The following is a 21,232-nucleotide window of genomic DNA, read 5'->3' as shown; positions in this document are numbered from 1 at the left end:
ACTTGATTGCAAGTGTGTTGATTTTGACTTTGTTGATTGTAGTTATCTATAAAGACCATAGAAAAAAACAAATAGAATGAATTTTTTTCTTGTATAAAGATTCCAATAACGAATATTTGTCTTGTATCGATAAAAGATTGGTTGTGCTAGACTTTCCTGTTTCCTATTTTTTAAAGAAGTTGTAAACTAATAAAGGAAATGGGGGAAATAAATGGAAAAAAACGAACAAACACCGTTAACACGCTCGCTGATTTTACTTTTGTCGATCACATGCGGCGTAGTTGTAGCGAATATGTATTATATCCAGCCGATTGGAACGAAAGTAGCGACTAGTCTATCCGTCAGTACGAGTGCCGTCGGAATCTTGACGATGCTGACTCAACTTGGTTATGCACTAGGATTATTATTTTTAGTTCCGTTAGGTGATGTTGTTGATCGGCCTAAATTGATTATTCGGATGGCAGCATTATCAGCAATTTCATTATTAGCAGCCTTTTTTGCGCCATCATTCACGTTGTTTGCTTGTGCATCATTCTTGATCGGTTTATTATCTATCGTACCGCAAATCATTATTCCGTATGGAGCGGTTCTAGCTGGACCAAAAGCAAGAGGAAAAGTGATGGGGACATTACTGAGTGGTCTCTTAGTGGGAATCTTGCTTTCTCGAACTGTTTCGGGGATCGTAGCGAGTCTTTTTTCATGGCGGATGATTTACTTATTTGCATTAGTCTTGGTTGCTGTTTTAACAGGACTGTTATATTGGAAAATGCCAAGAACGACCGTAGCAACGACGAAAACAGTTTCTTATGTGGACTCTTTAAAAAGCTTGCCACATTTAGTAAGAACACAACGTTTGCTACGAGAAGCAGCTATCAGCGGTTTCTTTATGTTTGGGACATTTTCGATTTTTTGGTCAACATTGATTTTTTATATCAGTAGTCCGGCGTATCATTGGGGAACTTTTGAAGCTGGGATCTTAGCTATATTTGGCTTATCTGGGGCTGTAGCAGCACCAATTGTTGGGCGACTAGCAGATTCCTATTCAGAACGTAAGATCGTAGGTATGGGCTTGGCTATGCAAACGATCAGTTTTATTGCTTTATTTATTGCAGGTGATTATTTGGTTGTATTATTGTTAGCGATCATCTTGTTGGATGTTGGGAACCAATTTGGACAAGTGGCGAACCAAACGAGAGTACAAGGTTTGGGAGAGGCAGCAAGCAATCGTAACAATACTATTTTTATGTTTATGTACTTTATTGGTGGATCAGCTGGTTCATTGCTTGGTACTACCATGTGGCAACAATATGGTTGGACAGGCGTAACACTGGCTGGAATTGTTTTCCAATTATGTGCTTTTTTCTTCCAATATGTTGTTTTTAGGGAAAAAACGCATCAAGTATCCTAGCATTGATGAACGACCGCATTTTTCAAAAATAAGTTAGAGGCTAAGACAAAATCGTACAATTTTGTCCTAGCCTCTTGTTTAACTAGTTAACATAGTTTGTTATAATCCTTCGATCTCGATGACTCGATCTGCTAGATCTTGGTAAAATTCTTGTTCATGGGAAACAATGATGACAGTACCAGGGAATTTTTGGATACCCTTTTGCAAACTATCCTTCGTTTCATGGTCGATATGATTTGTCGGTTCATCAAGAATCAATAAGTTTCCTTGATTCATCGTCAATTGAGCAAGCTTGACTTTTGTTTGCTCACCACCACTGAGGGTCGATAACGGTTCACTGGCTAATTGATTGACAAGCCCTGATTTAGCTAATTGGCGTCGTAACTCCTTGGTCGTTGCCTTCGGAAATTGGGCACTTAAATATTGTAAAGGAGTCTCTAAAGGTTTTTCCCAATGGAGATCTTGTGAAAAATAATTGATTTTCGTATTATCAGGAAAATGATAGTCACCATCTAACTGTGTGATTTCTCCAATCAATGTTTTTAGAAGCGTGGATTTACCGATCCCGTTAAATCCTCGGATAGCTACTGTTTCACCAAAACGGATCGTCAGATTGATTGGCGCCAGTAAAGGACGTTCATAACCGATAACTAAATCAGTTGTTTCAACAGCAAGAGTAGTCACGATCGGTGCAAATGGGAAATCAAAAATCGCTTTAGCTGCGGAAGCAGGTGGTGTCAAGCGTTCGATTTTATCTAGCTGTTTCTGGCGACTCTTCGCCATCGTAGAACGTGAACCAGCTTTATATTTTCGGATATAAGCTTCTGTTTTCTCGATCTGCTTTTGCTGTGCATGGAATTGACGCAAATAGCTTTCACGATTTTGTTCTTTTTGTTTCAATGCCTGCTTTAGATGTCCCGTATATTTTGTGATTTTACCAAATTCGATATCTGCGATGTGGGTAGTGATCTTGTCTAGAAATTCTTGGTCATGTGAGATGACAATATATGTTCCTTCAAATTCTTGGAGAAACTGTGTCAGCCATTGGATATGCTGGTCGTCTAGATGGTTGGTTGGTTCATCTAGAATTAAGACATCTGGGGTCTCCAACAATAATTTTGCCAAGATGACTTTCGAGCGTTGTCCACCACTAAGATTTTTTAGAGGGGTATCTAAGCCTAGGACATCGATCCCTAAGCCACTGCTCATCTCTGCTACCAAAGTATCGATTTGATAAAAAACACCCTGATCTAGTTCTGTTTGTAACTTTCCTGCTTTTTCAAGGAGACTATCATCGAAATTCTCACCATATTCTTGATATAGTTCAGCTATTTTTGCCTCTTTTTCAAATTCCTTTGAATAAGCTGTTTTTAGAAATTCTTCGATCGTTAAGGTTTCATCTACCTCTACATATTGATCTAAATAGCCGCGGTGGATATTTTTTTGCCAATGGATCTGACCATCATCAGGCAAGATCTCGCCAGTGATGATTTTGATCAAGGTACTTTTACCAGCACCATTTTGTCCGATCAAGCCTAGGTGTTCGCCGGCATTGACTTGTAGCTGAACATTTTCATATAAAATTTTATCCCCAAATTGCTGGGTAATATTTGTTAAAGTTAAAATACTCATTGTGATTTCCTTTCTAACGATGAGGAAGACACTTTAAAACTCAATTTCAAGGGAAATAGTTAAAATGATTTGGGAAATATTTCTCGTATTTTCTCTAAAAAGAGTAAGGTAAAAGAGGATGGGACAGAAAAAAACTCTGTGGATTCATACTTTCGGCCTAGCCTCTTGTAAAATAGTTGAATAAAATGCAACCAGTCTAAAAAACATCGTATCCAATGAAACGTAACACGGGCAGGAAGGGATTGTCAAGAAAATACAAAAAGTACGATATTTGGTCTATACTAATGTTGTAAAAAAGAAAAAAGAATGCTATAATTGGGCTATACCAAAAACAAAGGAGTAGTCGTTATGGAAATCATTCGTGTGAAAAACGCTGAAGAAGGCGGAAAAAAAGCTTTTGAAATTATCAAAAAAGGTATGGATAATGGTGCTACGGTTTTAGGACTTGCGACAGGAAGTACGCCAATCACATTATATAAAGAAATGACTTCAAGCGATCTAGATTTCAGTAACATGACTTCTGTAAACTTGGATGAATATGTTGGACTAGGTGGAGACGATGACCAAAGCTACCGTCACTTTATGAATGTCCAATTGTTTGATAAAAAACCATTTAAAGAAACTTTCGTTCCAAATGGAAAAGCGGACGATCTTGAAGCAGCTTGCAAAGAGTATGATGAAGTGATCGAAAAACATCCGATCGATATCCAAATCTTAGGTATCGGCCAAAATGGTCACATCGGTTTCAACGAACCAGGCGTACCATTTGATGGGAAAACATCCGTAGTTGATTTAACTGAATCAACGATCAATGCCAATAAACGTTTCTTTGAAAAAGCAGAGGATGTTCCGACTAAAGCTGTGTCAATGGGCGTGGGTTCAATTCTTAAAGGAAAAGAAATTGTTTTACTTGCATATGGCGAAAACAAAGCAGATGCAATCAAAGGAATGATCGATGGACCTGTAACAACAGATATGCCAGCTAGTGCATTACAAAATCACGACAATGTTATCGTTATTATCGATGATGCTGCTGGAAGCAAATTATAAGCAAACTTTTCAAAAACTAAAAAAGAGGGTGTGGCAAACGTCTTGTCACGCACTCTTTTTTTCTACCAGAAATCAGTCTTTTTTTGTTTCCATCTTTTAAACATGATATATTGAAGTAGAGGGTGTTGAAATGAATGATATGATATTAACTATTCCAGAAATCGTTCTTAGATTGGGGATTGCATTACTATTTGGTGGAGCAATCGGATTTGAACGACAGTACAAAAATAGACCGGCAGGCATGCGTACGCACATTTTAGTTTGTATTGGCGCGTGTATCATCGCACTGATCCAAGTGGAAATCGCTAGTAAAGCAATGCGTGATGCGTTAGAATATCCGGAATTAGTTGGAACGATCCGGTCAGATGAAGCACGTCTGATTGCTCAAGTAGTCAGTGGTGTCGGATTTTTAGGTGCAGGAACGATCATCGTCACTAAGCAGTCTGTTACAGGTTTAACGACCGCAGCGTCTTTATGGGCAATTGCAGGGGTAGGCATTGCAATCGGTATGGGGTTTTATGCGATTGCTATTATTAGTTTTATTGAAATTGTGCTTGCATTGACGGTCGTCAAAAAAATTATCCATGTCCCAACGACTAAAAAGTTGGAGATCCAATTTATCCACCGGAAAGAAACAAAAGATTTTCTGGCAGATTATTTTGAAAAACGCGATATTATTATCGAAGATGTGAATTTTGACGTGAAATTTGTAGAGGATTATCGAGTATATAAAAATATTTATACGATAAATTTACCTAAAAACATGACCTACGCAGAAGTGATTGAAGAATTATCGACTTATAAAAATATCACAAAACTTCATTTGGTGAGCATTGCTCAGTAAAGTTCATTCTGTATCAACTAAATAAAAAAAGGACAAAACAAAAAGCATTGGGCTTCAAAAATCATTCATTTTTTGAGGGTCTTAGAGCTGAATGTTTTGTCCTTTTTATTGATTGTAATGATTGAATAAGGGAAAAGTTAAAATTTCTCATAAAATAGCGCTTTAATTTAATGGGAATGATAGAATAGACTTATCAAAAGTTGGAGGAGATGTATGTATTCAAAATTTAAAGAATCAAAATTATTATTCTGGACTGTTGAACTGGTATTGACGATTATCGGTGTCTTTTTTATTATCCAGATGCCGAATGTCTTTAGTCCAGTTTTAAAAATGATTTCAGCAATTGTCTTGCCTTTATTAATTGCTGGCTTCTTTTACTATATGTTTAATCCGGTAGTTTCATTTTTGGAAAAACATCGGATACCAAGAGTATACGGGTATATCTTGGTATTAGTTGTAGTGATCGTGGTTACAGTATTAGCAATCATGAATGTGATTCCTCAATTGGTCGAACAAACGATTCAATTAACACGAAGCTTACCAACCTACGCCGAAGAAACGAGTAAATGGCTGAATGAAGTGGCACAAAGAGAAGAATTTAAAAATTTCAATCTGGAGGAACAGTTAGCTTCTGCAAACTTATCCCTTAGCAATCTCTTCAATATCGCATTGGTTAGTTTGACAAGCAGTGTATCAAAGATCATTTCTTTCATGCTCCAGTTTTTTATTCTATTATTTACAGTGCCATTCATTTTATTGTTCATGTTCAAAGATGGACATAAGTTTATTGATGCACTTTCAAAATTTTTCCCACAAAATATACGTGGTGAGTTGCGGCAAACTGTGAGAGAACTGAATGATACTTTATCGGCATATATCAGTAGTACGATCGTGGATGCAGTGATCATCGGTGTATTGAGTTTTATAGCAATGACGATTTTTAATCAGCCGTATAGTTTGTTACTCGCTGTATGTTGTGGGATCACGAATATCATACCTTACGTGGGACCGTTCATTGGCGCGGTTCCTGCAGTGATCGTTGGCTTATTTGTTTCACCATTTCAAGCGCTTTATATGGCACTTTCTATACTGGTCATCCAACAGTTGGACGGGAACGTCATCAAACCATTATTATTTGGAAAGTCGATGAATATCCATCCATTAACCATCATTTTAGTTTTGATAGGAGCCGGAAGTGTGGCTGGAATCATGGGGATGCTGATTTGTATCCCAGTTTATGCGGTCATCAAGACATTGGTATTGAATATCCGAAAAATCTATCTATTAAAAAAATTTGAACACACTACAGAGAGCGATCGATTGATCAACGAATAATAGAAACACTACCATATAACAGAAAATTAGAAAAAAGCATCTTTAGAAGTCGTCATGACTTTTGGAGATGCTTTTTCTGTTCTTAAAATGTATGAAACTAACAGTGGATTGGTACCTTTTGAGAACCTCGGTTTCTGACTTCTAGGAATATGCTCTAAAAAAACAACTCCATAATAAAAAAAGCGTGGGACAAAAGTAAGAAACACTTCTGTCCCAGCCTATTTTACTCAAACCGAATCACTTTTACAGTCTAGTCTAATCCAATCAAATAGTCATCGTCTTTCATGGCTTCAACATGACCAAGTAAGTAGCCGTTACCGACTTGAGAGAAGAAGTCATGGTTGCTTGTTCCTGTGGAAATCCCATTCATGACGATTGGGTTTACATCGTTTGCTGTATCTGGGAAGAGTGGGTCCATCCCTAGATTCATCAAAGCTTTGTTTGCGTTGTAGCGCAAGAAAGTTTTTACTTCTTCTGTCCAACCGATTGGATCGTATAATTCTTCCGTATAACGTTCTTCATTTTCATATAATTCATACAACAAATTATACATCCAATCTTTTAATTGCTCCTGTTCTTCTTCAGGAAGTTCGTTATAGCCTAGCTGAAATTTGTACCCAATGTAGGTACCATGCACAGATTCATCGCGAATGATCAATTTGATGATTTCAGCGACATTCGCCAATTTATTATTTCCTAAATAGTAAAGTGGTGTGTAGAAACCAGAATAGAATAGGAATGTTTCTAAAAACACACTGGCAATTTTCTTTTCTAAAGGTGTGCCATGCTTATAAATTTCGTTGATACGCTCTGCTTTTTTCTGCAGATAAGGATTTGTATTCGTCCATTCAAAAATTTCTTCGATTTCTTTTTTTGTATTCAGTGTACTGAAGATAGAAGAATAGCTTTTTGCATGAACAGATTCCATGAATTGGATGTTGTTCAATACCGCTTCTTCATGAGGGGTACGAACATCCTTGCGCAATTGATCCATTCCGCTTTCTGATTGAACGGTATCTAGTAATGTCAATCCACCAAAAACATGACCAACAGTGTCTTTTTCTAATTGAGAAAGGGTACGCCAATCATCTAAGTCATTAGATAAAGGAATACGTGTGTCTAACCAAAATTGCTCAGTCAATTTTTCCCACGTAGATTTATCGATGACATCTTCAATTTCATTCCAGTTTATTGCTTCATAATAAGTTTCTGACATGAGTGATGCTCCTTTATTTGAAATACAGTCCTAAATATTCTTGATTACCCAATTAGATGACACAGCTTTCACATTGGTTGCTGCCGATTTCTTCTGCATCGTCTGTGAAGGTACGTACGTAATAAATTGATTTTACACCTTTATGGAAAGCATAGTGTCTTAAAATATTTAGATCACGCGTCGTTTGTTTGGTTGTTGTTTTCCATTCATAAAGCCCTTCTGGAATTTCAGAACGCATGAATAAAGTTAAACTCATTCCTTGGTCGACATGCTTTTGTGCAGTGGCGTAGATATCGATCACTTTGCGCATATCCATATCATAAGCAGAAGTATAATATGGAATTGTTTCGTTTGAAAGATAAGGTGCTGGATAATAGATTTTACCGATTTTCTTTTCTTGGCGTTCTTCGATCATACGAGTGATCGGATGGATACTTGCACTTGTATCGTTGATATAAGAAATTGATCCATTTGGTGCAACAGCTAAGCGGTTTTGATGATACAATCCATCTTTCATGATTGCTTGTTTCAAGTTTTCCCAGTCTTCAGCACTTGGGATAAAAATACCAGCAAATAATTGTTTCACTTTTTCTGATTTTGGTTGGAACTCTCCAGTAACATATTTATCAAAATAAGTACCGTCTGCATAAGCTGATTTTTCAAAATTATGAAATACTTGTTTTCGTTCACGAGCAATCGCGTTGCTTTCTACGAGTGTCCAATAGTTTAGTAACATGAAATAAATATTTGTGAAGTCCAATGAATCTTCAGAGCCATATTCCATCTGTTCTTTGGCGAAAAATGTGTGTAAGCCCATTGCGCCTAAACCAATCGTATGGTTCGATTTGTTTCCATGTTGGATTGGTGGAACAACGTCGATATCTGAGGCATCTGTGATATAAGTCAATGCACGAGTCATTGTACGGACTGAATGACCAAAATCAGGGCTATCCATCAAGTTGACGATATTTGTTGAACCTAAGTTACATGAAATATCTGTTCCCAATACTTCATATTCTTGTTTTCCATTGATAACAGAAGGTGTTTGTACTTGTAAAATCTCAGAGCATAAGTTGCTCATGATGATTTTTCCATCGATTGGATTTTCACGATTGGCTGTATCGATATTGATAATATAAGGATAGCCAGATTCTTGTTGTAATTTTGAAATTTCATTTTCAAGATCGCGTGCTTTGATTTTTTGTTTACGGATATTAGGATTAGCGACCAAGTTATCGTATTCAGCAGTGATGTCGACATAAGAAAATGGGACACCGTATTCTTTTTCAACGCTATACGGACTGAAGAGATACATGTCTTCATTTTTACGTGCTAATTCGTAAAATTTATCAGGCACGATGACACCAAGAGAAAGTGTTTTAACACGGATTTTTTCATCTGCATTTTCTTTTTTTGCTGAAAGAAAGGCAATGATATCCGGATGGAAAACATTCAAATAAACCACGCCAGCTCCTTGACGCTGACCTAACTGATTTGAATAACTGAAACTATCTTCATAAAGTTTCATTACTGGAACAACCCCACTAGCAGCTCCTTCGTATCCTTTGATCGGCGCACCTGCTTCACGTAAATTAGAAAGTGTGATACCTACACCTCCACCAATACGAGACAGTTGTAAAGCTGAGTTGATGGAACGACCAATCGAATTCATATCATCTGTCACTTGTGTCAAGAAACAGGAAACCAATTCACCGCGTCGCTTGCGCCCAGCATTCAAGAACGAAGGTGTAGCTGGTTGATAGCGTTGGTGGATCATTTCATCAGCTAAAGAAAGAGCAAGGTCTTCGTCACCATTTGCAAAATAAAGAGCATTGAAAGCTACACGATCTTCATAAGATTCTAAATATGCAGAACCATCATTTGTTTTTAATGCATACTGTGAATAAAATTTATAAGCAGCCATAAATGATTTAAATGTAAAATGTTGTTTGTCTAAAAATTGATATAGCTTTTCAATAAATTCAGGGGAATAAAGCTGAATAAATTCTGATTCCAAGTAATCATGAGTGATCAAATAATTGATTTTATCCATTGCTGTAGCAAAAGTCATTGTATTTGGTTTAACATTTTCCTCAAAAAATGCAGTCAATGCTTCTTTATCCTTATTTAAAGGGATCTGACCATTCACAGGTCGATTGATCTCATTGTTTAACTTAAAATAGCTGACATCTTTTAATTGTTTAAGACTCATAAATACGCCCAACCTTCATTTCTTATTTTGATAAATTCTTTCTTTTGATGCTGTAAAAAAGGATCTGGGGGATGTTCGGGCAAAGAGTCCTCACTTCCATCAAATCCGATTAGAGATACATTCCAATTGACAGTTCATTAGCTAGCAAGTTTGCGTAATTGATCTGGACGGAAACCAATCACTGTTTCAACGTCTGAAGTGATCACAGGTACACTTTGAAAGCCTTGTGCTTTTAACCAATCAATGGCTTCAGGTTGTTCATCGATATTGACTTCCTCAAAATCGATTTGGTTGTCCGATAAAAAGCGTTTGACCATCTTACATTGCATACAATTATTTTTTGAAAATATTTTTACGTTCATTTTTGTTTTCCTCCTGACTCTGCTGTTTATCTATAATGAATAGTATAAAACTATTAGTAAAAAAGTCAAACGGCAGACACTACATATTGTGTTGTGGAAACTGTGGAATACTATGTTTTGTGGTTTTTGAAAAACAACTGAAAACAAGCGTTAAGTGAAAAAAAGCTTGTTTTAGTACAGAAAATACTGTGGAAAACTTGGAAAAAAGTTTTTTTTTACACACAAAAATCAAAAGAAATGAAAATACGCTCAAAAAATCACAAGTAACATTGACATTCTCAATTAGAGAGAGTATTCTTTGTGAGAATGATTCTCAATAACTGAGATAGATTGGGATTGAATGGATAGATAAAATGGAGAAAAGCTATAGAAGACTTTTTTCACAAGAAGGGAGCTTTGATGGAAACTTTAGAAGAAGCCAAACTAAATCTTGTGTATCAGATTGAAAGAATACAGACCAGTGACTTAGTCAAAAAGCACTTGCAAAATTTAGGAGTTATCACAGGAAGTAAAATCGTCGTTATCAATCGATCTGGCAGCAACTCGATTTTACTCCTAAAAAATAATCGGATCGCAGTCAACCGTGAGTTATTAAGCCAGATTATCGTAAAAAAAAGCGAGTTCTCCGAAGAAAGTTGGACTTCGCTTGACCAGCTTACTACAGGCGAAAGTGGTGTGGTGGTTGCCATTCATGGGAAGGGTGCAGTGAAACGACGTCTGATGGATATGGGTGTGACTAAAAACGTGCGTGTCACTGTACGAAAATTAGCACCGTTAGGCGACCCTTTAGAAATCACATTACGAGGGTATGAGTTGACACTCCGTAAAGAAGAAGCATCCTTGATCCTGGTTCAAAAAGAGGAGTAGATAAAATGAAAGTTGCACTAGTCGGTAATCCAAATAGTGGAAAGACGAGTCTGTTCAACGCATTGACAGGCGCAAATCAATATGTGGGAAACTGGCCCGGCGTGACCGTCGAAAAAAAAGAAGGGCACTTGAAGAAACATCCTACCATCTATATTCAAGATTTACCGGGAATCTATTCCCTTTCCCCCTATACGCCTGAAGAAGTGATTGCTAGAAATTATCTGATTGATGAACGGCCTGATGTGATCGTCAATATCGTAGATGCCATGAATTTGGAAAGAAATCTTTATTTGACTTCACAATTGCTTGATTTAGGTATTCCCGTTATTGTGGGATTAAATATGATGGATGTCGTTAAAAAAGACGGTCGAAAAATCAATAGTGAAAAATTAAGTTATGGTTTAGGCGTTCCTGTTGTTCCTATCAGTGTATTGAAAAGGGAAGGACTAGGAAAAATAACAGAAATGATCATTCAAGCGACCTATAAGAAGCTGCCAACACCGCTCTCTTGTACATATGATGATCGCCTAGAAGCAGCATTGCATGAAATTGAGGATGTTTTAGACAATAGTGTTCCCGTTTTTAAACGATGGTATGCGATCAAACTGTTTGAGCGCGATCCTGAGATTTCGAAAGGACTAAAAATTTCTGCAAAGCAATTAAAGGAAGTCGAACAATTGATCCGTTTGACTGAAAAGATTTTTGATGAAGATAGCGAGACGATCATCATCAATGAACGGTACGAATGGTTGACCCAATTAACGGCTCTTTGTGTGGTCACAAAGGACTCTTTTCAGCTTTCTATCAGTGATAAGATCGATCGGATCGTTACCAATCGGTGGTTTGCATTACCTATTTTTGCTTTTGTTATGTGGTTTGTCTATTATCTAGCCATCCAAACGATTGGGACGATCGGAACCGACTGGGTCAACGATACGTTGTTCGGCGGCTGGTTGCCAAACCATATTGAACAGTTATTAGTTGAGTGGCAAGTAGCTGACTGGATGCAACAATTGATTTTAAATGGGATCATTGCTGGAGTTGGGGCTGTTTTAGGATTTCTCCCACAATTAATCGTTCTTTTCTTATGCTTGAGTTTCTTAGAGGACTGCGGCTACATGGCACGGATCGCGTTTGTGATGGACCGATTGTTCCGAAAATTTGGACTTTCAGGAAAATCATTTATTCCCATGCTGATTGCTACTGGTTGTGGGGTGCCGGGTGTAATGGCAAGTCGAACGATTGAAAATGAACAGGACAGACGGTTGACGATCATGGTCACTACATTTATGCCCTGTTCTGCAAAATTGCCTATCATTGCATTGATTACGGGAGCATTTTTCCCTCATGCTTCATGGGTTGCTCCTTCTGCCTATTTTTTAGGGATGACTTCCATCGTCATCTCTGGGATCATGTTGAAGAAAACCAAATTATTTGCTGGAGACACGTCTCCTTTCATCATGGAATTGCCAACTTACCATTTGCCACAATGGTCGATCATTCTAAGACAGACATATGATCGAAGTAAGTCATTCGTGAAAAAGGCTGGCACGATTATTTTTGTCTCAAGTATCCTTATCTGGTTTACATCTTCATACAATTTTATCGGACAAGCTGTGCCTGAAAGTCAAAGTATCTTAGCAAGCTTTGGACGTGTGATTGCCCCTATTTTCCAACCGCTTGGCTGGGGAAACTGGCAAGGGACTGTGGCTACCATCACCGGTCTGATTGCGAAAGAAAATATCATTGGTACCTTTGGCATTTTATTTGGGCACAAAGAAGTTTCTGAAAATGGTCAAGAAATTTGGCTGGCATTGCAAAATACGTATACATCTGCTGCTGCCTATTCATTTTTAGCATTCAATTTGCTATGTGCTCCTTGTTTTGCCGCAATTGGCGCAATCCATCGGGAAATGAATTCTGCGAAGTGGACGATGATCGCAGTAGTCTATCAATGCGGTTTTGCTTATTTGATCAGCTTTATTATCTATCAGCTCTCTCACTTGTTTGAAGGGGGACATTTAATCATCCCAACTTATTTGGCAGGGATATGTATCGTTGGTATCTGTTATGCATTATTGAAAAAGAAAGCAAAGACTAGTAACGTATTAACCATTTCGTTAGAAGGTGAACAATAATATGGCAACATTTTTATTAAGCGTCTTGATATTTGGCAGTGCAGCAGCTATCGTTTATTCGCGATTAAAATCAGGAAAAACATGTGATGAATGTAAAAGTGCCTGTCCTGTAAAGAAGGTTCAGAAGAAAACGATGGTGGACTGATCTCTAGTCAGAAAAAACCACCTCTGCATAAAGAAGTGCACGAAATAAACATAAGTTAAATAAGCAAAATAAAGCGCCACATGTGAATGTCTTCGTTGACTATTTCCGTGTGGTGCTTTATTTTCTCAAGCATGATCTAATGCTCGGGTCATAGCGCTAGGTTCACAACAATCAACGGTGTTTACCTAGCTGACCTTCGGCATTAAATCATAGCTACTCAAAACATGAAGAGCTGTTTCGAGTAGCTTCTCTTTAATGCTCAGGTCATAGCGCTAGGTTCACAACCTTTTGCTTATTTTTCTTTCCCATAGTAAGATGGAACAGAAAAGTAGAAGAGAGAGGAAAAAATATGGCTGGGAAGAAAAAAATCGTTCGGCCGAGATATCAACAGATTGCTGTTGATTTGGCAGAACGGATTGTGGAAAATCGTTACAAGATCGGTGAGAAAATACACGCGAGATCTACGTTAGCAAGTACATATAATGCATCTCCTGAAACGACGAGAAAAGCAATCAATGTGCTAGTCGATCTTGGAATCATGGAGGTTCGTCACGGAAGCGGCGCCTTTGTAGCATCAAAAGAAAAAGCAAAAGATTTTTTGTTGCAATATCAGGATGTCCAATCGATCCAAGAAACAAAAGCGGAGATCATGGCGAGTGTAGAAAAGCAACAAGAAGAGTTGGATCACTTTTCTCAATTACTGGATCAACTGGTAAATCAAACGAAGAGGATCCACAAGATGAACCCCTTATTGCCGTTTGAACTATTATTGACGAATGAGGCAACGCATCTCGATCAGTCAATCAGCGAGTTGAATATCTGGCAAGCAACTGGTGCGACGGTGATTGCAATCTCGCATGAAGAAGAGTTGCTTGTGTCGCCTGGCCCATATGCTAAATTTACTGCGGGGGATACAGTCCACTTTATTGGAAATGAATTTACATTACAGCGAATGACCAATTTCTTTTATCCAGAAAATTAGCGTTGCAAGTGAGTTGTTTTTTCTCATCAAATTTTAAGCTTAGTAAATCCCGATTTAAAAGGGATTTGCCGAGCTTTTTTTCGTTTGATTAAAAGAATACAGTTAGCGTTTTTGACAAAAGTGACTACACGATGTTAGTATAGTGTGGTCACTTTTTTCAGAAAGAAAAATGAATTTACATAGGTAAAGGAGAATTTGTTTGGTAAAAGTTGAAGTAAAGAATTTAACAAAGATATTTGGTAAAAAAACGCAAGCTGCTTTGGAAATGATGAAGAACCGTCAACCAAAGACAGATATATTAAAAAAGACTGGCGCGACCGTTGGTGTTTATGATGCAAGTTTTGATGTGCAAGAAGGAGAAATCTTCGTGATCATGGGGCTTTCAGGTAGTGGGAAATCAACATTGATCCGCTTACTGAACCGATTGATCGAGCCGACTTCTGGAAATATCTATATTGATGGAGAAGATATTTCAAAATTAAGTAAAGAAGAACTTCGTGAAGTACGCCGCCATAAAATCAATATGGTTTTTCAAAATTTTGGCTTATTCCCTCATCGGACGATCTTAGAAAATACTGAATATGGATTAGAAGTTCGTGGAGTACCAAAAGAAGAACGGCAACAAAAAGCAGAGCAAGCATTGGAAAATTCAAGTTTGCTTTCGTTCAAGGATCAATATCCTAGTCAATTATCTGGAGGGATGCAACAGCGCGTCGGTCTAGCTAGGGCATTAGCGAATGATCCAGAAATCTTACTGATGGATGAAGCTTTTTCTGCTCTTGATCCTTTGATCCGTAAGGAAATGCAAGATGAGTTACTCGATTTACAAGCGAACGTACAAAAAACAATCATTTTTATCACACATGATTTAAACGAAGCATTACGTATTGGTGATCGAATCGCTTTGATGAAAGATGGCGAAATCATGCAGATTGGGACTGGTGAAGAAATTTTGACCCATCCAGCGAATGATTACGTCCGTGAATTTGTTGAAGAAGTCGATCGTTCAAAAGTACTGACTGCCCAAAACATCATGGTACCTGCTTTAACGACGAACATCGAATCAGATGGGCCAAATGTAGCACTAACTAGAATGAGGAATGAAGAAGTAAGCATGCTGATGGCTGTTGATAGAAAAAGACATCTTAAAGGGATCATTACTGCAGATCAAGCATTAGAAGCAAGACGTCAAAAACGTCCATTGATTGATTTCTTAGATGAAAATGTAACGGTGATTGGTAAAGATATGGTGGTTAGTGATATCTTCAATATCATTTATGACTCCCCAACTCCTCTAGCCGTTGTGGATAATGGCAAACTAAAAGGTGTTGTCATTCGCGGTAGTGTAATCGAAGCATTAGCAGAAACGAGTGAGGTGAGTGATGATGAATAATTTATTGAACTATCGATTACCAGTCGCTGATTGGGTAGAGAACATCACTGAATGGTTTACAACGACCTTTGCAGGATTATTCTCATTTTTACAAACAATTGGTCAAGCAGTAATGTCAGGGATCACTAATTTACTTTTGGTCATTCCCGCACCATTGTTTATCTTGATATTAACGATTATTGCTTTCTTTATTTCTAAAAAACGTCCAGGATTAACGCTCTTCACACTGATTGGCTTATGGTTTATCTATAATCAAGGATTGTGGACAGACTTGATGAACACAGTAACGCTCGTTTTATTATCCAGCGTTATTTCTATCGTCATTGGTGTGCCATTAGGTATTTTGATGGCAAAAAGCAGTAAAGCTCAAAGCATCATCAAACCAATTCTTGACTTTATGCAAACAATGCCAGGATTTGTTTATTTGATTCCAGCAGTTGCTTTCTTTGGGATCGGTATGGTGCCGGGGGTATTTGCCTCTGTCATCTTTGCTTTACCACCGACTGTTCGTTTTACGAACTTAGGGATTCGCCAAGTACCAAAAGAGTTGGTCGAAGCGTCTGATTCATTTGGTAGTACAAGCTGGCAAAAATTATTCAAACTAGAATTGCCATTAGCTAAAAGTACGATCATGGCTGGGATCAATCAAACAACGATGTTATCTCTTTCAATGGTTGTCATTGCTTCAATGATTGGGGCACCTGGCTTAGGACGTGGCGTGTTATCTGCTTTACAACGTGCGCAAGTCGGTAACGGATTCGTTAATGGGGTAGCATTAGTCATCTTGGCGATTATCATTGACCGCTTCACACAGCATTTGAACCAGCCAAATAGTAAAAAGGCAGTAAATGGCTCAAAACAACCAAATAAAAAGCGTCAAGGGATCATCATTGGGGCTGTAGTCGTAGTGCTTTTAGGTGCGATCGGTTTAGGTAGTTTTTCAAATGCAAAAGAAACGAAAAAAATCAATCTCTCTTACGTTGAGTGGGATACAGAAGTCGCTTCAACAAATGTCGTTGCGGAAATGTTAAAGGGAATGGGCTATGATGTTACGATCACTCCTCTTGATAACTCGATCATGTGGGAATCTGTTTCAAAAGGTGAGTCAGATGGGATGGTTTCTGCATGGTTGCCAAAAACACATGGTTCACAATATGCACAATACAAAGATCAAATCAACGATCTAGGTGCCAACTTAACAGGTGCTAAAGTCGGACTAGCTGTACCTAGTTATATGGATGTCAGCTCTATTGCAGATTTAACTGACCAAGCAGATAAAAAAATTACTGGGATCGAACCTGGTGCAGGCGTCGTCAATGCAGCGGAAAACACGGTCAAGCAATACGATAATCTAAAAGGATGGACTGTTGAAACTTCCTCATCAGGCGCAATGACTGTTGCTTTAGGACAAGCAATCAAAAAGCATGAACCAATTGTGATCACCGGTTGGACACCACATTGGATGTTTGCTAAATATGATTTGAAATATTTGGAAGATCCGAAAAAAGCGATGGGAGATGCTGAAGAAATCCACACAGTTGTACGTAAAGGATTAAAAGAAGATCAGCCTGAAGCTTATAAAGTATTAGATAAATTCCATTGGACAGAAAAAGATATGGAAAAAGTCATGTTGGAAATCAACAATGGAAAAGAACCACAACAAGCAGCACAAGACTGGATCAAAGAAAATCAAAAAACAGTCGATAGCTGGAAAGAATAAGCATACTTTTCAAATTCAATGGGGAATAAGAAAACATCTAGCGTAGAAGAACCAATTCTATTCTAGATGTTTTTTTGTAAATGAGGTTGCAAAAATCTGAGCATGGATTGACTTGTTGCTGCCAGTTGTTACACTGAGGAAAGAAGGACATTTTAGTGAGTAGGGGAGAGTAACACATGATCAAATTGATATTGACTGATTTAGACGGAACATTTTTGGATAGTAAGGGTAGCTTCGATAAGGAGTTTTATCAACAAGTAAAAGGATCGATGGATGACCAAGCGATTTACTTTGCTCCTTGTACAGGAAAACAATGTGAACGTGTAGAAGAACTTTTTGGACCAGAACTTTCTAAGGATTTATGGATCTTAGGTGATAGTGCGACACGCATCAAGCACAACAATGAATACGTTTACGAATCGTTGTTGCCGAATGATCTTGGAATCAAACTGATCAATAAACTAGAAGAAATTGCCAATGATTATACTATCATTGCTTGTACGCCGACTGCAGCGATGATCAAAGAAACTACGTCTGAAGAGGACAAACAGATGGTGAGAGGTTCCTATCGAGAAGTTCAATTGGTAGAAGAGCTTAATAAAATAACCGAAGATTTTGTGAAGATCACTGTCTATGATAGAAAGAAAAGATGTTTTGAGTATGTAAAGGAACTGATGGAGTTCAAAGAACAGGCATATATCGTTGCTTCTGAAGCCGCATGGATCGATATTTCAAATGCGGGTGTGCATAAAGGAACGACAGTGAAAGAATTGCAAAAGCTGTTAGGGGTCACCAAGGAAGAAACGATGGCATTTGGTGATGGTTTAAATGATATCGAATTGTTGAATGCTGCTACGTACAGTTTTGCGATGGAAAATGCTTTTGAGGAAACAAAAGCAGCAGCGAATTTCATCACTCGATCAAATGATGAACAAGGGGTACTACAGACGATTCAAAAAATAATCGCATTACAAAAATAGTATAACGTTAGTTTTGCTAAGAGGTATCCTCAATAAGTATAGAATATCGAATCAAACGCAAGCAAGGATGAGTGTATACCCGAAAATCCTACCTGAAAACAAAAAAATGTCATCACGTACATCTTTTTCGAAACTACCGAAGTAGCCAAAGATGTACTGATGACGTGGGTTTGGCACCCAATGGGCCGTGAGGGGCTCGAACCCGCGACCCGCTGATTAAGAGTTCGTTATTTAATGGTATTTTAAATGAAGATAAGCGAATTTACAGCATTTTTAAATGCTTATATACCGCAAATTATCCCAAGTTTTTATATATCCTACCCGAGTTTATACCCGAAAATATAATTTTTTAGTGTTATTTTATATCTTTTTTTAATAGGTTTTCAAACGCTGTAGTTGCTGTATCTTTTTCTTTGCGTAAGACATGGCCATAAACATTCATTGTAGTATTAAAATCTCGGTGTCCTAATCGTTTTTGAAGCTCTTTTGGGGTCATATTAGGGTCACTAAGCAAATAGGTAGCTGATGTATGTCTAATGTCGTGAAAACGAATGTGACGCAAATTGTGACGTTTGGTGAATCGTTTGAACTTCTTATACAGATAACTTCCACGTGGCAAAGTTCCATCTTGTTTTGTATCAAATATAAAATAGTGTCTTAATTTCTTTATATTTAATTTCCAACGAATTTTTTTATTCTCTTTGATTAATTCATCTAACATATCAAATAGATAAGCAGGACCGGTTACTATTTTTTCATCATCATCATTTTTCAAACCTGGAAGCAACCGAATATCTGATTTTCCATCCACTTCTGAAATCCGCTGATGAAATCTTATTTCTTGTTTGTCAAAGTCAATATCTTTTTCTTCTAAAGCTGCAATTTCTCCTTGTCTTGCTCCTGTAATAAATGCTAGAACAATTAAAGTTTTAATTTCTATGCTTTCCTCAAATGCTGCTTTTAGCATTGCATGAATTTCTTCTTCCGAATAAGGTTCTTCGATATTCTTTTTTACGCCTTTTTCTTTTGGTATTTTTACATTTTCCACAGGATTTTCTTTAATTGCTCCGTACTCATTTTTAGCCATCAAAAATAAGTTGTTAACGGCGTATAACATACGAAGCTTTGTATTTCTTGATAAAGGTTTATCAGAGTTTCTTCCAGGATCTTTTGTATTGATTCTTTGAGCATTAACAACAATTTTCTTTATCATGTATGGTTTGATATCGATTAGAGGGATAAAATCAAATTTATCAAGAAATCTATTCTCGATCATTCGCTTATAGTTATGATAAGACTTTGGCTCTAAATTTTTTTCGGCCTCTGAAAGCCATATTTTTCTATAAAATTCACCAAAAGTTATATTGAATAAATCCAACGAATCATCGGTCATTCCTTCGAATTGCTCTAACCAGATGTTCAATTCTTTATATGCCGCTCTTTTACTATTCGCTTTTATAGTTTTGCTTTTTCTTTTTGCCGAGCCATCAGGTTTGTACCCTAATACAGCTCTTAGTCTATATGTTTCATTGTCTACTTGTTCTAAGTATCCTGTTACTTCTGACATAATTGAATCAGCTCTCTTTCTCTGATACAATAGGAACTATAAAGAAGCCTATAGTATAGGTTTGTTTTTTCTTAGAACACGCTCGCTTTGGTCGGTGGGGCGTGTTTTTTTGCTAAAATACAATATTTCCGTTTGAGTCAGAAGGTTTCAGAGCGCCGATAATAGCTTCAATAAATCCTAAAGCAGATGGTATGAAAGTCCAAGAGAACACAAGATATAAAATCCCCATGAGTGTTTTTCCACTATAAAACTTGTGGGCTCCCAAACCCCCAAGAAATAATGCCAAAAGAACGTATACTAATTTATTTACAACTCTTCCTGATTGGCTTGTACTTACTTGCTGATTTTGTGTATTAATAACATTAATATGAATCTTATCTTCAACAGAATTAGAGCTATTCTTAACTCTGGTGATAATTAAACTTTCACCATCTTTGAAAACCTCGACTTCATCGTGGACTTCTGGTCTCCAGTCCAATTCTTCATACGGAACACGAATAATTTCTTTTTCATCTGTAGCAATAACAACTTCTGATGAATCTAACTTAACAATTTTTGCCATACACTTTTTCTCTCCATTCTGATATAATTATTTTGACATTAAATATTAACCCTAGCCGCAGCGCCAACTACGACTGGGGTATTTTTTTATAAAACGACTACGCCATAAATTTTAAAATCATCTGTATCACAGATTGATATATCCTCATACTTTTTATTTAAACTCACTAGCTTGTTACCTGACAGTTTCTTAACAAACGCTTCATTATTTACTTGGCATACGATTATCTGACCGTCACGCACATCTGATGTGCTTTTAATAAAGATAACTTGTCCATCTTCGAAAAGCGGTAACATTGAATCACCGTTTACCTTAACTGCGAAATCATGTTCAGGTATCACGCCTTCATAACTTACTTCGTCCACAGTTTCATCTTCTAGCCATTCACCTGTTCCAGCGGACACATAACCTCGAATTTCAATTGTAGTTTTCGGACGTTTGTTTTGTTCTCTCAATTGATATTCCGCAAAGTTGTAGACTTTTGTTTGACGTTCAGGATTAAGTTGTTTATATATTGTTTCAATGGATGGAGCATTTTCATCTTCCCAACCCATTAAAAAAGCTGGGGTTGTTTTCAAAACTTCTGCAATATCATCAAGAATATTTGTAGGCAATTTTTCAATATCGCCTTTTTCATATCTAAAGATAGTAGATCTAGAAACTCCAAGTTTTTCCGCAACGACATCAGCACTTAAATTTAATTCCTTTCGCCTTAGTTTCATTCTCTCGCCTATATCCATTTCACTCACCTCTTAAAAAGAGTATAAAATATACGTTGCAAAAATGCAACAAAATAAATCGCAATAATGCAACTTTTTA

The 21,232-nt window shown here is 37.3% G+C and carries 18 protein-coding genes; 11 read left to right on the top strand and 7 right to left on the bottom strand.

Translation table 11 applies throughout. The features are described from left to right. Nucleotides 1-211: 211 nt before the first annotated feature. Nucleotides 212-1,408, top strand: a complete 1,197-nt coding sequence (locus ED2_RS09340; RefSeq protein WP_005878972.1) for an MFS transporter — start codon at nucleotides 212-214, stop codon at nucleotides 1,406-1,408. A gap of 99 nt (nucleotides 1,409-1,507) precedes the next feature. Here the strand turns inward: ED2_RS09340 and ED2_RS09335 are convergent, their stop codons facing one another. Beyond that, nucleotides 1,508-3,040 (bottom strand): ABC-F family ATP-binding cassette domain-containing protein, encoded by a 1,533-nt coding sequence (locus ED2_RS09335; RefSeq protein ID WP_016177895.1) that lies wholly within the window; start codon nucleotides 3,038-3,040, stop codon nucleotides 1,508-1,510. A gap of 348 nt (nucleotides 3,041-3,388) precedes the next feature. Here ED2_RS09335 and nagB point away from each other — a divergent pair, with 348 nt between their 5' ends. The 3 genes from nagB to ED2_RS09320 all read left to right on the top strand — a co-directional run bounded on the left by nagB (nucleotide 3,389) and on the right by ED2_RS09320 (nucleotide 6,269). After that, nucleotides 3,389-4,090: a glucosamine-6-phosphate deaminase gene (gene nagB, locus ED2_RS09330; RefSeq protein ID WP_005878968.1), complete on the top strand. Its 702-nt coding sequence runs from the start codon at nucleotides 3,389-3,391 to the stop codon at nucleotides 4,088-4,090. 130 nt (nucleotides 4,091-4,220) lie between these two features. Further along, a complete protein-coding gene (locus tag ED2_RS09325; protein WP_016177896.1) occupies nucleotides 4,221-4,934 on the top strand; it encodes an MgtC/SapB family protein in 714 nt (237 codons plus the stop codon). 213 nt (nucleotides 4,935-5,147) lie between these two features. Next, nucleotides 5,148-6,269, top strand: coding sequence for an AI-2E family transporter (locus ED2_RS09320; protein ID WP_005878965.1), 1,122 nt, complete (start codon nucleotides 5,148-5,150; stop codon nucleotides 6,267-6,269). Nucleotides 6,270-6,519: 250 nt separating this feature from the next. Here the strand turns inward: ED2_RS09320 and nrdF are convergent, their stop codons facing one another. The 3 genes from nrdF to nrdH all read right to left on the bottom strand — a co-directional run bounded on the left by nrdF (nucleotide 6,520) and on the right by nrdH (nucleotide 10,059). Beyond that, entirely contained in the window at nucleotides 6,520-7,485 is a 966-nt protein-coding gene (nrdF, locus tag ED2_RS09315; protein ID WP_016177897.1) for a class 1b ribonucleoside-diphosphate reductase subunit beta, read from the bottom strand. 52 nt (nucleotides 7,486-7,537) lie between these two features. Beyond that, nucleotides 7,538-9,697, bottom strand: coding sequence for a class 1b ribonucleoside-diphosphate reductase subunit alpha (nrdE, locus tag ED2_RS09310; protein WP_016177898.1), 2,160 nt, complete (start codon nucleotides 9,695-9,697; stop codon nucleotides 7,538-7,540). Nucleotides 9,698-9,834: 137 nt separating this feature from the next. Next, complete coding sequence (gene nrdH, locus ED2_RS09305) at nucleotides 9,835-10,059, bottom strand: glutaredoxin-like protein NrdH (RefSeq protein ID WP_005878960.1); 225 nt, start codon at nucleotides 10,057-10,059, stop codon at nucleotides 9,835-9,837. A 399-nt stretch (nucleotides 10,060-10,458) separates the two neighbouring features. Between nrdH and ED2_RS09300 the strand changes: the two genes are divergently transcribed. The 7 genes from ED2_RS09300 to ED2_RS09275 all read left to right on the top strand — a co-directional run bounded on the left by ED2_RS09300 (nucleotide 10,459) and on the right by ED2_RS09275 (nucleotide 18,284). Then, nucleotides 10,459-10,926 carry a FeoA family protein gene (locus ED2_RS09300; protein ID WP_005878957.1) on the top strand — a complete coding sequence of 156 codons (468 nt, stop codon included), beginning with the start codon at nucleotides 10,459-10,461 and terminating at the stop codon, nucleotides 10,924-10,926. 5 nt (nucleotides 10,927-10,931) lie between these two features. Continuing rightward, nucleotides 10,932-13,064 (top strand): ferrous iron transport protein B, encoded by a 2,133-nt coding sequence (gene feoB, locus ED2_RS09295; protein ID WP_016177899.1) that lies wholly within the window; start codon nucleotides 10,932-10,934, stop codon nucleotides 13,062-13,064. A 1-nt stretch (nucleotide 13,065) separates the two neighbouring features. Then, the gene (locus tag ED2_RS15415) at nucleotides 13,066-13,209 is read left to right on the top strand and encodes a hypothetical protein (RefSeq protein WP_016177900.1); all 144 of its coding nucleotides are present in this window, start codon (nucleotides 13,066-13,068) and stop codon (nucleotides 13,207-13,209) included. A 349-nt stretch (nucleotides 13,210-13,558) separates the two neighbouring features. Next, the gene (locus ED2_RS09290; RefSeq protein WP_005878951.1) at nucleotides 13,559-14,191 is read left to right on the top strand and encodes a GntR family transcriptional regulator; all 633 of its coding nucleotides are present in this window, start codon (nucleotides 13,559-13,561) and stop codon (nucleotides 14,189-14,191) included. A 199-nt stretch (nucleotides 14,192-14,390) separates the two neighbouring features. Continuing rightward, nucleotides 14,391-15,584: a quaternary amine ABC transporter ATP-binding protein gene (locus tag ED2_RS09285; RefSeq protein WP_005878949.1), complete on the top strand. Its 1,194-nt coding sequence runs from the start codon at nucleotides 14,391-14,393 to the stop codon at nucleotides 15,582-15,584. Next, entirely contained in the window at nucleotides 15,577-17,304 is a 1,728-nt protein-coding gene (locus ED2_RS09280; RefSeq protein WP_016177901.1) for an ABC transporter permease/substrate binding protein, read from the top strand. The genes ED2_RS09285 and ED2_RS09280 overlap by 8 nt, the downstream gene beginning before the upstream one ends. A gap of 176 nt (nucleotides 17,305-17,480) precedes the next feature. After that, nucleotides 17,481-18,284, top strand: coding sequence for a Cof-type HAD-IIB family hydrolase (locus ED2_RS09275; RefSeq protein WP_005878944.1), 804 nt, complete (start codon nucleotides 17,481-17,483; stop codon nucleotides 18,282-18,284). Nucleotides 18,285-18,639: 355 nt separating this feature from the next. Here the strand turns inward: ED2_RS09275 and ED2_RS09270 are convergent, their stop codons facing one another. From ED2_RS09270 to ED2_RS09260, 3 genes are all read right to left on the bottom strand, one after another. Further along, the gene (locus tag ED2_RS09270) at nucleotides 18,640-19,851 is read right to left on the bottom strand and encodes a tyrosine-type recombinase/integrase (RefSeq protein ID WP_016177902.1); all 1,212 of its coding nucleotides are present in this window, start codon (nucleotides 19,849-19,851) and stop codon (nucleotides 18,640-18,642) included. A gap of 112 nt (nucleotides 19,852-19,963) precedes the next feature. After that, the gene (locus tag ED2_RS09265; RefSeq protein ID WP_002333663.1) at nucleotides 19,964-20,413 is read right to left on the bottom strand and encodes a TM2 domain-containing protein; all 450 of its coding nucleotides are present in this window, start codon (nucleotides 20,411-20,413) and stop codon (nucleotides 19,964-19,966) included. A gap of 86 nt (nucleotides 20,414-20,499) precedes the next feature. Beyond that, on the bottom strand, nucleotides 20,500-21,153 hold the full coding sequence (locus ED2_RS09260; RefSeq protein WP_016177903.1) for an XRE family transcriptional regulator: 654 nt from the start codon (nucleotides 21,151-21,153) through the stop codon (nucleotides 20,500-20,502). Nucleotides 21,154-21,232: the final 79 nt, after the last annotated feature.

The sequence above is a fragment of the Enterococcus durans NBRC 100479 = LMG 10746 genome (genome assembly GCF_001544215.1).
GTDB classification, from domain to species: Bacteria; Bacillota; Bacilli; order Lactobacillales; family Enterococcaceae; genus Enterococcus_B; species Enterococcus_B durans.
This window is presented reverse-complemented; position numbering and strand designations above follow the sequence as displayed.